The sequence below is a fragment of the Dyadobacter crusticola DSM 16708 genome, assembly GCF_000701505.1.
Classification (GTDB): Bacteria; Bacteroidota; Bacteroidia; order Cytophagales; family Spirosomataceae; genus Dyadobacter; species Dyadobacter crusticola.
In genome coordinates, this window is sequence record NZ_JNJB01000004.1 from 60,393 (window position 1) to 75,058 (window position 14,666).

The window sequence follows — 14,666 nt, forward strand, 5'->3', positions numbered from 1 at the left end:
TGTCAAAATTTTAGGGTATTGTAAATCTGGTCCATATCCACATTTGCGCGGATCAGATCCGCGAGCTTATCGTATTGCTGCTCCTTGAATTTCTGAAAATCCAACCCTTTTTCCGCTACTTCGGAGGTATATGGACTCAGCAGGTAATCGATCACATGATCATTATCCAGGATACCGTGAATGTAAGTTCCCCAGGTTTTGTGATCGAGATAATAGCCGTCGGTTCTTCCGTCTGAGAATGTTGCGACCGGCGAATGCGCACCTTTCACTTCCGTACTCCCCATATGAATCTCGTACCCGCTCCCTGGCAGCCCGTTTTGAGCAAAGGTAAACTGGCATTGCAGCGTTGTTTTTTCTTTTTGTAAAATGGTAGATACCGGTAAAATCCCAAGCCCGGGAATGCTTTCAAGACTTCCCTCCACCTGAAACGGGTCTTCAATACTTGTGCCGAGCATCTGGTATCCGCCGCAAATGCCGACAACTGTTTTTCCTGCTTTGTGTGCAGTTATAATGCCTTTTGCCATTCCGCTGTTCTTGATGACGAGCAGATCATCAATGGTATTCTTGCTTCCGGGGACAATGATAATCGATGCTTTTTCCAATTCGACCGGGTCCTGCGTGTAGAACAAATGCACGCGCGGGTCATTTTCGAGACGGTCAAAGTCGGTAAAATTGGAGAGCCTGCGGAGGAGTACCACGGCCACATTGATCTTGCCAGAGGCTGCATTCCTGAACTTGGATTCCAGCGAAACCGAATCTTCCTGTTCGAGGTAAATGTCGCGAAAGTAGGGCAAAATGCCGGTAACGGGCAGTTCGGTCAGATCTTCCAGCATTCGCTTCCCATCTTCAAACAACCTTGCATCTCCGCGGAATTTATTGATGATAATACCCTTCATACAAGCCCTTTCTTCGGGGGTCAAAAGCGCGATTGTCCCGTACACGCTCCCGAAAATGCCTCCTTTGTCAATGTCGCCGATCAGGTAAGTGGCAGCGCCGGCGTGGCCCGCCATGCGAAGATTGGTGATATCGCGGTGTTTCAGGTTCAACTCGGAAATACTGCCGGCGCCTTCCATTACGATTGGTGAATACTTAGCTGCAAGTCTGTCGTAAGCGTCCTTTGCGGAAGTAAAGAGCACCTGCTTGTCATTCGCCATGAAATATTCGTAGGCCGACTGGTTACCCACGGGTTTTCCATTCAAAATCACCTGCGACGACTTGTCACTCGTCGGCTTCAAAAGCACCGGGTTCATATCCGAATGGCAAGCGATACCAGCCGCCTCAGCCTGCATCACCTGCGCACGTCCCATTTCGAGTCCGTCGGCAGTGACGTAGCTGTTGAGCGACATATTCTGCGCTTTGAATGGGGCGGGATTAAATCCATCCTGCTTAAAAATACGGCAAAATCCCGCTGCAATGGCACTTTTGCCCACATCGGAGCCGGTACCTGCAAACATAATCGGACGCAATCGGGTGATTATTGACATTGTATTTATAAAGTCCTGAAAAAGCTATTTAGCATTTACATTATCATTTAACAAAAACAAAAACACTACAAAGGCGCATCGTCAACTACCCCAGGCGCCTGGTAACCGAGCTTGTAATTCTTTCCTGCGACATATCATCCAGCGAGAGGCACTCCGCGCCCAGCGCCTGCGCCAGCTCAGCCGCGCGACCAAAACGCAGGTAGCCTTTTTCGGTATCCAGCACCAGTGACTGAATGTTCAACCCGGAAATTTGTGCAGCAATCTGTACGGTTTGCGACCAGGGGTCACCACCGCCAGGGAGCGGCACATTAGCCTTTCCATCACTTAAAATGACAAGAAACGGTTTGATCCCACTCCTGCTTTGATAAGAAGTCAGAAGTTCCTGCGCGAGTTGCAGCGCATGTGCAAGCGGCGTGCGGCCACCGGTAGGAAGCGACTGCATGGCCATTATGGCGCGCTCGGTACTGGCAGTCGGTTCAAGCAAAACTTCCGCCTTCAACCCACGAAAGGAGATCACGCCCACGGTATCGCGCTTCTGGTAAGCATCTTCCAGCAAGCTCAGCACACTGCCCTTCACCGCCTCCATTCGTTTCCCGGCCGACATTGACCCGGAAGCATCTACAACAAAAAGGATCAGGTTCCCGGCTTTCCCCTGCTTCACTTTCCTATGCAAATCCTCTCGCGCCAGCCCAACCTGATCCGGATCCCGCGCAACTGCGTGCATCAAACTCGCTGTAACAGCAAGGTCTTTGGCAAAAACATCCTTCTCAACCCGCACCTGCATACCTCTGACAGTATCCCAAGCCTTGCTCCTGCGCCCCCCCGAAAGTTCAGGAGCAACCACCGCAGCCTCTGACTTCAATTCCACATTTCCCAAAGCCGCAACACCAAGAACCTTTTCCTCACCCCCTGGCCCCCTCTCCGGCAAACCCGAAAGTTCACCCCCAGCCGCACGCTCAGGCAAAGCCGCAAGCCCAGCCGCAGGCGTAGGCCCTAGCTCAGGCGAAGCCGCAAGCCCAGCCGAAGGCGAAGGCCCTAGCTCAGGCGAAGCCGCAAGCCCAGCCGAAGGCGAAGGCCCCAGCTCAGGCGAAGCCGCAAGCCCAGCCGAAGGCGAAGGCCCAAGCTCAGGCGAAGCCGCAAGCCCCGGCGCAGCCCCAAAATCTCTTGCCCCGGGATTTATCCCGGGGACCCGGTGAATGAGGACAAGTTGGGCAGCTTGTTTGATGTCATCGGAGATAACAGCTGATCTTCCCGCCCAGGCGGCAAGCGTAACCGCAGTTTTATACATCACAATATCTGCCCTTAAACTCGCCACAGACCATTCCATACAAATCTGACTGATCAGCGAGAGCAAACCATCCGGCATTTGTACCGAAGGCAGCAGCAGCTGAGCGCGATGTATCCTCTCTTGTAGTGCCAACTGAGACAAACGCCATTTTTCAACAAAAGCGGCAGGATTTGCTTCAAACTCCATTCTTCTCCTCACAACCTCGGTTCTCTCTGCAATATCCTGCGGCGGAGCTACCTCCACCATCAGTCCGAAACGATCCAGGAACTGCGGTCGGAGATTCCCCTCCTCCGGGTTCATGGTACCGATGAGCACAAATCTGGAAGGGTGGCTTGCAGACAGTCCCTCGCGTTCAATGGTATTCATGCCGGACGCAGCAACGTCCAGGAGAATATCGACGAGGTGGTCGGCGAGGAGATTTACTTCGTCGATATACAAAATACCCCTGTGCGCGGCAGCCAGCAGGCCGGGTTGCAGCTTTCTCTTTTTTTCAGACAGGATCGCTTCCAGATCGAGGCTGCCTATCAGCCGGTCTTCCGAAGCCCCGAGGGGCAGATCCACGAAAGGCGGGGCAATCTGCTCAAAATCAGTTTTGACCCATTGACTATCAACGGATTGTTCCGTTTCAGCAGAATCGAAAAGCAAGCTAAATTCCCGTTTTACCAGCGGCATTACGGCGGACAAGCCACGTGCGGCAGTTGTTTTGGCAGTACCTTTTTCACCTTTGATCAACACGCCGCCGATACCAGGATTTACCGCACAGAGCAGCAGCGCCTGCTTCAACTTTTCTTGCCCTACAATGGCGGAAAACGGATAATAATGCATGGGTATGTTCAAATTCATGTATTTCAGACTCTCCTATTCACTCCTGATTTCGACCAGCTCTTCACTTTTGAGGTACAGCTCCTTTAGACCCTCCAAAGCTTCCTGGGACGGATTCGCCCACATACCTCTTTGAGCCGCTTCCAGCAGCCGCTCCGAAATCGCGTGCAGCGCCCAGGGATTACTTTCTTCAAAAAACTGCTGCATGGAACGATCGAGCGCGTAAGTCTCTGTTACTTTTTCGTACATCCAATCGTCGACCACCCTGGCAGTAGCATCGTAACCAAAGAGGTAATCGACTGTGGCGGTAAGTTCGAGACCACCTTTGTAGCCGTGCTTTTTGATGCTCTCGATCCATTTCGGGTTAACAACACGCGACCGGAATACACGCAATGTTTCTTCTTTCAGATCGCGCACGACGGGCTTGGCAGGATTTTGCGAATCGCCAAAGTAGTGCCTGGGCTGCTGGCCGGTGAGGTTGCGGATGGTAGCGATCATCCCGCCGTGAAATTGCAGGTAATCGTCGCTGTCGAAAATGTCGTGCTCGCGGTTATCCTGGTTATGTAAAGCTATTTCAACGCCTGCGAGCTGGTTTTTGAACTCGCTTCTTGCATCCACACCCTGCGCATTTCTGGAATAGGCATACCCGCCCCAGTTCACATAAGCTTGTGCGAAATCTGCATCTGATTGCCAGTTTTTCTCATCAATAAGCGGCAAAATGCCCGCTCCGTAAGTGCCTGGCGCTGCACCGAAAACGCGGTACCCTGCCCGCGCCTCGGCTTCTTCGGGTGAGAGCTCCTGGTTTTTATGTAACTCGGCAAGATCTTTCAGGTAATGACTGCGCACGAAATTCTGGTCCAGCGGCTCGTCGCTGGCGATCACCAGCTGCACAGCTTCGTCAAGCAGTTCTATCAAATGTGGAAATGCGTCGCGGAAAAAGCCGCTGATGCGGGTAGTAACATCAATGCGCGGACGGCCGAGCTCCGCAAGTGGGATCAGCTCCACGCCCGTAATGCGCCGACTCTCCGACTGCCAGAGCGGGCGCACGCCAAGCAATGCAAGTACCTCGGCCACATCGTCCCCGTGCGTCCGCATGGCGCTGGTACCCCAAATACTGATCCCCACACTTTCCGGATACCGTCCCGTTTCTTTTAAATGGCGCTCCAAAACCTCACGCGCAAGCTGCTGCCCAACTTCCCACGCGGCCTTTGAAGGCAAAACCCGGGGATCAACTGCATAGAAATTCCGTCCCGTTGGAAGAATGTGCGCCATTCCGCGCGTAGGAGCGCCACTCGGACCAGCAGGAACGTAACCGCCCGAGAGTCCGTGCAGCAGGTTTGTTATCTCTTCGTCTGTTTTTGCAAGATTCGGGACAAGTTCCTTGCAGGCAAATTCCAGAATGCGTTTGATACCCGAAAACCCTGGTTTTTCAGGAACAAAGTCCAGTGTTTCAAAAATGACCTGATCGATTGCTTTTACATCAAAACCGTAGCTTTCCAAAAGGCTGAACAAGTGGTTGCTCAATTCATCCACTGCATCCAGCGCGTCGGCGCCTGTCACAATGGGCTTACCGGCGAGCGTCTGCAAAGCAATGGGTACGTGCCTTAAACGTTCGCCTTTTTTAGATAAAACAGCTTCATAATCCAGTCCGAACATCCGCAGCATTTCGGATTGCAGACCGGGTATTTCAGCATTTGGAAGGCGGGTAAGTGATTGCAGCATATCTGTCAGTGCTTGTCCCGTCGGCATTTCACCCAGCGTATGCAGCCCGTTCCTGATCTGCGCCGCGCCCAGCTCGCAGAGATATCCGTCTATATCTTCGATCAAATGTGCTATATCTTTTCCATCCATTTCGGCAAGACTTACCGGCACGCCTTCGGGCGTCATTTCATCGTCCCAATCGTGCTTGTGATCACCGTGGTCGCGGCTCAGCATGGCGGCGAGATCGGCATCCAGGTTGGTTTGTCGGATCAGGTCCCAGATTTGTCTCTGCAACAGCGGCAGCTTGGCCGGATCGAGGCTTTCTACCTGATAGTATTCATCAACAAGCTGGGTTAATTCCGCCAGTTCACCGTAGCTATCCGCCGAAGTCATAGGCGGCGTAAGATGATCGACCACTACCGCATGCGCGCGGCGTTTGGCCTGCGAACCTTCACCCGGGTCGTTGATAATAAATGGATAAAATAGCGGCAAATCGCCCAGAATAGCATCGGGAAAACAGTTTTCGGACAAACCTATTCCTTTACCCGGCAACCATTCCAGGGTACCATGCTTACCCACATGCACGATTGCGTCTGCCTGCCACTCATCGCGGAGCCAGCGGTACAATGCATAATAATGGTGCGTGGGGGGCAGGTCGGGCTGGTGGTAAATCGCATCAGGGTCCATACCGTAACCTCTCGGCGGCTGTAAGGCTACAAATGCATTGCCAAGTTCAAGACCAGCCAGCGCAATGTGCCCGTCGTGTATGTAAGTTTCCCCGGGAGGCGGGCCCCACTGTTTGGTTATTTTTTGCCGGATCAAAAGCGGTAATTCTTCAAACCAGCTTTGATATTGTGCCGCTGCTACGCGCCCGGCCGCATTGCCCAGCTGTGCAGGTGTAAGGTAATTTTCGTCGTAGGAACACCTGTCTATTAAAGAATGCATCAGCTCGTCCCCGGTCGCAGGCAGGTTTTGAATTAAATATCCCTCCGCCTGCATAGCGTGCAGAATATTCATCAGAGACGCGGGTGCATCAAGCCCCACTGCATTTCCGACCTGCGACGCTTTTGTATTGGAGTTTGTAAAAATGAATGCAACTTTTTTGTCGCGGTTATTCAAATGTTTCAGTCTGGCAAAACGGAGAGCGAGACCTGTAACCCTGTCGACACGCTCGGCCAGCGGCTCATAGCCTTTTGTTTCTTTTCCTTTTTCCTTGAATGAAACAGGCACCGTGATAATCCGGCCGTCAAATTCGGGAATGGCCACGTTCATGGCGGTATCCAGCGGATTCAGTCCCCGCGCCGACGATTCCCAGGGGCCGCGCGCCATTCCGCTCGTAATGGCTTGCAAAATCGGAACGTCCAATCCTGTGAGCGACGCAACGGGCTTGCTGATCGTACCCGCAGGCTGGATATCCGTAATTGCAAATGAAATAGTGTTAATCAAAACATCCACACGCACGGGCGCCTCGAAAAACCTGAACGCCGCCGGCTTACCCCTCTCCGCATCAATGGATTTCAGGGAAGATGTAAAAACGGGCAATGCATTGAGCCCCCGCTCTTCCAGCGACTGTATCATCGCATCTACAAAGGCCGTGTTCCCGCTGATCCAATGCGCCCGGTAGAATGTAATCGCCACTGTCGCTCGCGATGGATCGTGCCATTTCAGCCAGTCTGTTATATCCGCATTTTCAGGCAGGTCGGGGTGGTAGATACCGTGCTCTGGCAACGCCGCTGCTGGCTCCGCGCCGAAGCCCGTCATGAGCAGATGGTCTGACAGATAAAATAACAGCGAGGCCAGGTTGTTGTAGCCGCCTGCTTGAAGATAACTTAATGTATCCTGCAAAATAGCCGGCGATACCGTGGATACTGCCGCAAATTCGGGGTTCAATTCACCCGTCCCGCTTACCACGATCAGGTGTTGCTGCCTTTGTTTGGCCAGGTTCACCAGCTCGCCAAAACCCGGGATACTGCTCAGCCTGCCATGAATGCGGATCACAACAATTTTGGCTTCCGCAATCTCCCTTTGCAGCAGCTGCGCCATTTGCTCCTCGTTTTTAATACCCATTAAACTCATTCCCAATGTTTTGGGAAATTCGTCTGGCAGTAGCTCCATGGCCCTGTTCAAGGCCAGCAAGTCCGTATCTGCATGCGTAAGGAAAACGATCCCTTCTGTGGGCAGCGCAGTTTCGCCGGCGATAGTGGCATTCTCAGATCCTTTCCACGTATAAAATTGAAAAACGTATTCGGCCAGGTCGGCGGGGGGCACGAGGTACCTGTCCGCCTTGACCATGCTTTCGATATAATCAAAAATGGCGAAGATCTGCCAGTCATTATTGATCGAATGAAACCACACCGAATGCCCGTCAAAAAGCAGGGTAACCACATTAGCCAGCGTGCAAGGGCCCAGACAGCCGCCTTTGGTCAGGTGCACGGTGTTCCGCAGCTTTCGTTTCAGCCACTCGCTTTTGTAAAGTTCAACCGGAATTGCCGCATAGCCACGGTCAACCCGGCCGCAGCAGCAGGCATTGTAGCAGTAGGACAAATGTCCCCTGCGCTGCACAAGGTTAATGGATTTTCCGTCTGAGCGCGTGACGCGCTGGCGTTTGTGTTGAGTCATTTCAATGGCTATCGGCTGTCAGCTATCGGCTATCGGATAATTAGGCCGACGGCCGATAGCTTTTTAGTTGTTCACTTTTATATTTATCAGGTTTTTTATAAAGCTTTGATTTTCGCCCCAGTATATGTGCATGTAGGTGGCGAAAGTGTTGTTTTTGCGGTAGAGCTTCGTATCTGTTTCAATGCCTCTTGCATTCGTAATCTGCGCGTTGGTTTCGGTTAAGCTGTTTTTTGTAAATCCGGAGTAATGGAATTCGTGGCCTTTGAACTGCAACCCATTCCAGTCTCCGGTGCGGTAGCCCAATACCATTTTGGAATGCAGCATACTGGTGCTGCATGGGAGTGCGCCTGTCATTTCAAATGTTTCACCTTGCGCGTTGGTAAGTTGCTCGCCGAGGTACATCAGTCCGCCGCATTCCGCGAAGGCCAGGCCGCCATTTGCACAATAAGCTTTGATACTCTCCCGCATGGTTTCGTTGTCACTCAGCGCTGCTGCATGTAGCTCGGGGTAGCCGCCGGGAATGTAGAGAAAGTCCGTTGCAGGCAGGACGTGATCGTGAATCGGGCTGAACCAGGTGATATCTCCCAGATCAGCAAGCGCCGCCATATTTTGATGGTAAGTAAATGTAAATGCTTCGTCCCGAGCAATGGAAATTCTGAGCCTGTTACCCGCCGTTTCTGCTATTTCCGGTGGCCGCATATCTCCATGGCTGAAATCAACCTTGGTCAGTTCCAGCAAACGGTCCAGGTTTACCGTTCGCTCAACTGCATCGGCTGCGTTTTCGATGATTTGCCCGTAGTCGGTTTCCGAGGAAATATGCAAACCCAGGTGTCGCGACGGAATTGCAAGTGCACTGTTTTTAGACAAAAACCCAAGTGCCTCAATGCCCACATCCGCACAGGCGTCCTGCAAAAACCGATAATGCGACTCCGTTCCCACGAAGTTGAAAATCACTCCTACAATGGTAATCTGGGGATAAAAATTTTTGAATCCGTACAGCAAAGCCGCCGCCGAGTACGCCATCGACCGGGCGTCGACGACCAAAACAACCGGCACGCCCAGCAACCCGGCGATTGCCGCACTGCTGCCATCCATTTTCTGCGCGCCATCGAAAAGTCCCATTACACCCTCGGTTACTGAGACATCTTTCCCAGCCGAATACCGATTATAAAGCGCCTGCACGTGCGCCTCCGAGGACATGAATGTATCCAGATTGATACTCTGGTTCCCAGCCGCTTCGGTGTGGTGAATGGGATCAATGTAATCTGGTCCGCACTTAAAGGGCTGTACTTTCAGGCTACGCCTGGTAAGCGCGCGCAGTAAGCCCAGCGTAAGGATCGTCTTACCCGAATTGCTCGCAGGAGCAGAAATGAGAAAATGGGACTGGGTCATTGGTTCTGCTGCTAGCGCCACCAACACCCGCCTGCACACGCATTCGTGTCCATTCGTGCATTCGTGGCAAACAAAAATTACGAAAGCCCCAAGCTAAATCTCACAATACGATCGGCAGAAAAAAGAAAAAGACAGGAAGGTTGGATTAAGAAGAAAACCCAATGAAGAGCACAGGGCATTAGCCCTGAAACGCAATATCCAGATCTGACTAGCTTCATTCCGCGAAAGCATTGTCAACAAAGAAAAGGCAGGTTTTCTGACTCGTAACGTTTCATCAAATTTCAAACGTTACTTACAGTTGCGCGACAGCTCGTGATTTTCACACGATTCCCCTAATAATTCACTGATTAGTAAAACCTTTCCTGTTGGAAAAAGATAGCAAAGAACTTGTTTGTGGCAAATGTAGCACGATTTTGCAGAAATCCCCGAAGGCGGCGGGCAAGAGGAAGAACTTTTCGCAGTCCCAAAAATTTTTGCTCCCCGCATCCAAAAAGGTATAGCTTTGCGCCTCATTTGGTTCACGCCTATGGTGTGATTAAAAGGGAATCCGGTGCAAATCCGGAGCAGTACCCGCTGCTGTAAGTTCATTTACTGGGAGTTGACATTTTGCCACTGGAAGAAGGGAATTTTGAATGATTGAATGATTGAATGACTGAATAGAATTATGAATGAGTGAGTTAGTGAATGAGTGAGTTAGTGAATGGCTGGGTTACGGCGGACGAGTGGTTTTTTAGTTAATATTATTCAAAACTGCGACCGTCCCATATTCAATCATTCGATCATTCAATCATTCAAAATTAAAATTCACTCATTCAATCATTCAATCATTCGATCATTCGATCATTATCCTTCCGGGAAGGCGTCTACTACTGAACGAGCCAGAAGACCTGCCATTTGAGAATATCCGTTTTGCTTTCGGGAAGAAAGGCGAGAGGATTTTGGCAGGCGGTATAGCGCCCTGCCTTCTTCCCTGTTTCCCCCATTGTCAATCCGGATCAAATCAATCAGCCTGCGCTGGCAGGGTTAAATTTTATTCGATGATCAATTTTCTGCTTATTGACTCCCTGCTCCTCGGCGTGCAGCATTCCTTCGAGCCCGACCACATGGCGGCCGTTTCTGTTCTGGCTACCGATAAAAAACGCAGTCCCGGCCAGCGCTGGAAACTGATCTGGCGATCATCGCATTGGGCGCTCGGGCACTCTTTCACCCTGATCCTCTTCGCCGTACTGGTGCTGTTGCTCAAATCCACCTTCTCGCTGGAAGTCTCCGGCAAAGTTGAGCTGCTCGTCGGACCGTTGATGATCTGGCTTGGTGTTGTTGCTATCCTGCGAAATTTTAAAAAGCCCACCTCGCAGTCACCTGGCGTCCATTCACAAAAGTTCAGCCGCTCGTTCTGGGTAGGTATGGTGCACGGTTTGGCCGGTACCGGCGGCGCCTGCGCAGTCGCATTGACACTCGCCGCCAGCGACGCCCGCACTGCGGTATGGATTATTGTTATTCAAAGCCTGGGTATCATCCTGTCGATGTCCGCCTACGGCTACTTTTTCGCGTTCTCAATCAGCAAATTCGTCTCCCACCGCGAGCAATTCCTTCGCATTGTCAACTACCTGGTAGGCGCATTTTCGATTTTCATAGGAGCAGTTACGCTGGCAGGCTCGGCGGGATTGTAACTGCAAGTAATTTTTCGGCTTTAAACCAATCTAATGCAAATGAAGCACTTGTATTTATTTTTTTATTCTCCTTGTAATACTGATTCTCCTTCCATTTGTCACACTGATTCTCCTCTTTGTCACACTGATTCTCCTTCCCTTTGTCACACTGATTCTCCTCCCCTTTGTCACACTGAGCGGAGTCGAAGTGAAATGGCGTACTACTCCTTCACTTCGACTGCGCTCAGTGTGACAAAAGAGGGAACAAGTGCGACAAAGCGAAAAGTCCGTGTGACAAAGCAAATCAGCGGATTAAAACGAAGAGCTAATGTGGCAAATGCCTTTCTCCTCCTGCTACCCCTCTTTGCTTCCGCACAAACTCCTGATTCATCGCGGCAGAATTTTTTGAATCCCGTCGTCGTAACCGCAACGCGGTTTGAAACAAAAATTGAGGCGATTGCGCAGAAGATGGTTTTGATTTCAAAAGAGGATATTGACCTTACTCCTGCGGCTGATCTGACTGACATTGTTCGTAAAACGGCGGCTGTGGATGTGATACAATATCCCAATTTGTCGTCGGGTATCGGGATCAGAGGCTTCCGGCCGCAGTTTTCGGGGTTGAACCAGCGGACTTTGCTCTTGATCGACGGCCGGCCTGCGGGCGCTACCAACCTTTCACAGATAAACCTGAATGGCGTGCAGCGGATTGAAGTGCTGAAAGGCCCTGCTTCTTCGCTGTATGGTTCGCAGGCAATGGGCGGCGTGATCAATGTAATTACTGCTCGTTCGAAAGGGGAGACAGGGGGCGCCGCATTTGCCGAGTATGGCAGCTTCCAGACTGTTCAGGCAGGACTGAATGCAGGAGGTAACCTCACCAAAAAGCTGGATTACGACCTTTCTTTCAACTACCTGGAACGTGCGAAAGATTACAAAATCGGCAAAAACAACTGGCTGCGTAACGCATTTGACTTCCAGAATGCGCAGAGAAATTATAGGTCCGGTGCACCTGAAATTGTGGATGAAAGTGTTACTGATGGACAGCGAAGACCTTTCACCAAATTACATTATTACTCCGGGCGACTGCGGGCGGGGTACCAGCTTACCACCAACTGGCGCGTGGATGTAAGCGGCGAAAGTTTTCAAGCCAAAGATGTGGAATCTCCCGGCGAGATCTCCTCGGGAAGCTCTGAGGCAAGCACCAAGAATGTGGATCGGGCAGCATTGGATTTTTCCCTCTCCGGCAAGATCGGCAACCACAGTCCATCCGTGAAAGTGTTTACCTCGGAAGAAAACACCAAAAATTTCACCCTGAATGTATCCGGCAAGCCGGTAGTACCTTTCCGCTCGGCTGAGTTACAGAATACATGGAAGGGTTTACAGGTAAAAGATGTCTGGAAACTGGGAAAACACGCATTGATCCTCGGCTATGATTACCTGAATGCAGCCACAAAAAGCAGGCGCTGGACAAACGATACCACAGAGCGCGGACCTACACAGCCAGCCTACGCGATCATTTCTTCTGCATTTTACGCCCAGGCACTGCTGACTTTCAATAAACTGACCTTACAGCCAGGGATCCGGTACGACAATATCACCTTCGATGTACGCGAAACGGCGCTCTTACCAACTTATAAAGCCGGCAAAAAGACAAACCCGTTTGCCAGTCCGAGCTTGGGTGTGACTTATCAGCTAATACCGTTTTTGCAACTTAAAGCCGCATTGGGTCGTGCATTCGTCACTACCGATGCTTATAGCGTAGCAGGTTACAATGAAGTGCGGGACGCGAAAGGAAGGATCGCGGTGACAGCCGGAAATGCGGACCTCAAAAATGAGAGCAGCTTCAGCTGGGACCTGGGCTTGCATTACCGTAAACCAAAATCGGGCTTCTCCGCCGGGCTTACTTATTTTTCTACCAAAGTGGATAACCGCATTGCGAAGATCATCAAAACGACCAGCGAGCCGCTGGCAAATGGCGACGTGATCGTATCGCGGGCCACTTTCGTCAATGCTGCCGATGCAAATATATCCGGACTTGAAACCGAACTCTCGTACGACCTCGGCGCATTGCACGATTTCAGGTACTCGCTGCGTGCTTACTGGAACGGCTCTTCCATCTTCAAAGCACGCGAGCTCATCATCGAAACCGACGGTGCCGCTACTACCCGGGATATCCAGAATGTAGCCAGAAATACATTCAACTATGGTTTGGAGTATGACAACCGCAAATGGCTGCGCGTACGCCTTTCAGGCAGGTCGGTCGGGACGCGGAAAGATATTGATTACACAGACCCGGTCAATCCCGAGATCGAGTACCCGCAATACATGGTTTTTGACCTTGCTGCTTCTTTCATGATCAATCCAATGCATTCGCTTACGATGAAACTAGCTAATGCAACGGACGAAAATTATTACGAAAAAAGGGGCTATAATCTTCCTGGAAGGGCTGTATCGCTGCGCTATCAGATCATGTTTTAACTAACAAAAGCGGCGATCTAATCCTGACCTGGATGCAACTCTTTATATAATGCCAGGGTTTGCTGTGCGATTTCCAGCTCTTCATTGGTAGGTACCACCAGGATTTTCACAACAGTGCCGGCAAGGCTGATTTCACGTATATCAGCGCCGCGCATCTTGTTTTTTTCTTTGTCAAGATGGATATTAAGGTACTCCATTCCCGTGCACACTGCCTCGCGGATCGCACTGTCGTTTTCTCCGACGCCGGCCGTAAAAACAATGGCATCCAACCCGTTCAAAACAGCTGCATAAGCGCCTATGTATTTCTTAATTCGGTAGGCATACATATCCAGGATCAGGATGGCCGCGCGGCTGCCTTCCCGTTCCATCCTGCGCACGTCGCGCATATCGTTCGAACCGGTGAAGCCGCGCAGGCCCGACTGCTTGTTCAGCATTTCACTGATTTCATCGGGTGTGTACGTCCCATTGTCCATTAAATGCAGGAGCACCGAGGGGTCAATATCCCCGGAGCGCGTGCCCATGATCAATCCGCTCAAAGGTCCGAAACCCATACTCGTGTCCACAGAGCGGCCACTATCCACTGCGGTAATGCTGCATCCGTTGCCGAGGTGAATGCTGATGATTTTGGCATCCGGCTTCCCGAGCCACTGCATTGCTTTTTGCGTAACATGACCATGGCTAGTCCCATGAAAACCATATACACGGATTTTTTCCTCCGCATAAAGCTTCTCCGGTATCGCATACCGGTACGCTACTTCCGGGATAGTCTGGTGAAATGCAGTATCAAAAACCGCCACTTGTAAAGCTTGGGGAAAGGTCCCTTCTGCTACTTCAATGCATTCGAAGCTCACGGGATTATGCAAGGGAGCCAGACCGGAAAGTTCTTTAATCTTCTCTTTGATATCGGCAGTAATGCGGGTCGCTTTTGAAAAATAATCTCCACCATGCACAACGCGATGGCCGATTGCGGCAATTTCATCAGGATTTTGGATCAAACCGTCAACAGGATCAGCGAGTAGGCGGAGTACTTTGTTCAGACCAACCGCATGATCAGCGATATGTTCCTCGCTTTCCAGCAGTTTTTCAATACCATCATTTACAGTTTTGTGTTTGATAAAAGCATCTTTTGCGCCTATTTTCTCGATGATACCTGTACAAAGAGGCGCCTCCGAAGGCATTCTGAAAAACTGGTATTTAAGCGAGCTGCTGCCCGCATTGATGACAAGTATGTTCATA

General features: G+C 51.1%; 7 protein-coding genes and 2 riboswitches. Of the genes, 2 read left to right on the forward strand and 5 right to left on the reverse strand.

Annotated elements, in window-relative coordinates:
* Positions 1-2: 2 nt before the first annotated feature.
* The 4 genes from Q369_RS0103730 to Q369_RS0103745 form a co-directional block, all read right to left on the reverse strand.
* The gene (locus Q369_RS0103730) at positions 3-1,484 is read right to left on the reverse strand and encodes a cobyric acid synthase (protein ID WP_031526456.1); all 1,482 of its coding nucleotides are present in this window, start codon (positions 1,482-1,484) and stop codon (positions 3-5) included.
* An 85-nt stretch (positions 1,485-1,569) separates the two neighbouring features.
* The gene (locus Q369_RS0103735; protein WP_031526457.1) at positions 1,570-3,615 is read right to left on the reverse strand and encodes a magnesium chelatase subunit D family protein; all 2,046 of its coding nucleotides are present in this window, start codon (positions 3,613-3,615) and stop codon (positions 1,570-1,572) included.
* 15 nt (positions 3,616-3,630) lie between these two features.
* The gene (gene cobN, locus Q369_RS0103740; protein ID WP_031526458.1) at positions 3,631-7,914 is read right to left on the reverse strand and encodes a cobaltochelatase subunit CobN; all 4,284 of its coding nucleotides are present in this window, start codon (positions 7,912-7,914) and stop codon (positions 3,631-3,633) included.
* A gap of 63 nt (positions 7,915-7,977) precedes the next feature.
* Entirely contained in the window at positions 7,978-9,306 is a 1,329-nt protein-coding gene (locus Q369_RS0103745) for a cobyrinic acid a,c-diamide synthase CobB (RefSeq protein ID WP_031526459.1), read from the reverse strand.
* A gap of 229 nt (positions 9,307-9,535) precedes the next feature.
* A riboswitch (cobalamin riboswitch) is annotated at positions 9,536-9,682 on the reverse strand.
* A 121-nt stretch (positions 9,683-9,803) separates the two neighbouring features.
* Positions 9,804-10,215, forward strand: a riboswitch (cobalamin riboswitch).
* Between the two features lie 128 nt (positions 10,216-10,343).
* Here Q369_RS0103745 and Q369_RS0103755 point away from each other — a divergent pair.
* Both Q369_RS0103755 and Q369_RS0103760 read left to right on the forward strand, forming a co-directional pair.
* Positions 10,344-10,976, forward strand: coding sequence for a hypothetical protein (locus Q369_RS0103755; RefSeq protein WP_031526461.1), 633 nt, complete (start codon positions 10,344-10,346; stop codon positions 10,974-10,976).
* A 192-nt stretch (positions 10,977-11,168) separates the two neighbouring features.
* Entirely contained in the window at positions 11,169-13,430 is a 2,262-nt protein-coding gene (locus Q369_RS0103760; protein ID WP_084165636.1) for a TonB-dependent receptor plug domain-containing protein, read from the forward strand.
* Between the two features lie 17 nt (positions 13,431-13,447).
* Here Q369_RS0103760 and Q369_RS0103765 read toward each other — a convergent pair whose 3' ends face one another.
* Positions 13,448-14,665 carry an acetate/propionate family kinase gene (locus Q369_RS0103765; protein WP_031526463.1) on the reverse strand — a complete coding sequence of 406 codons (1,218 nt, stop codon included), beginning with the start codon at positions 14,663-14,665 and terminating at the stop codon, positions 13,448-13,450.
* Between the last annotated feature and the right edge of the window lies 1 nt (position 14,666).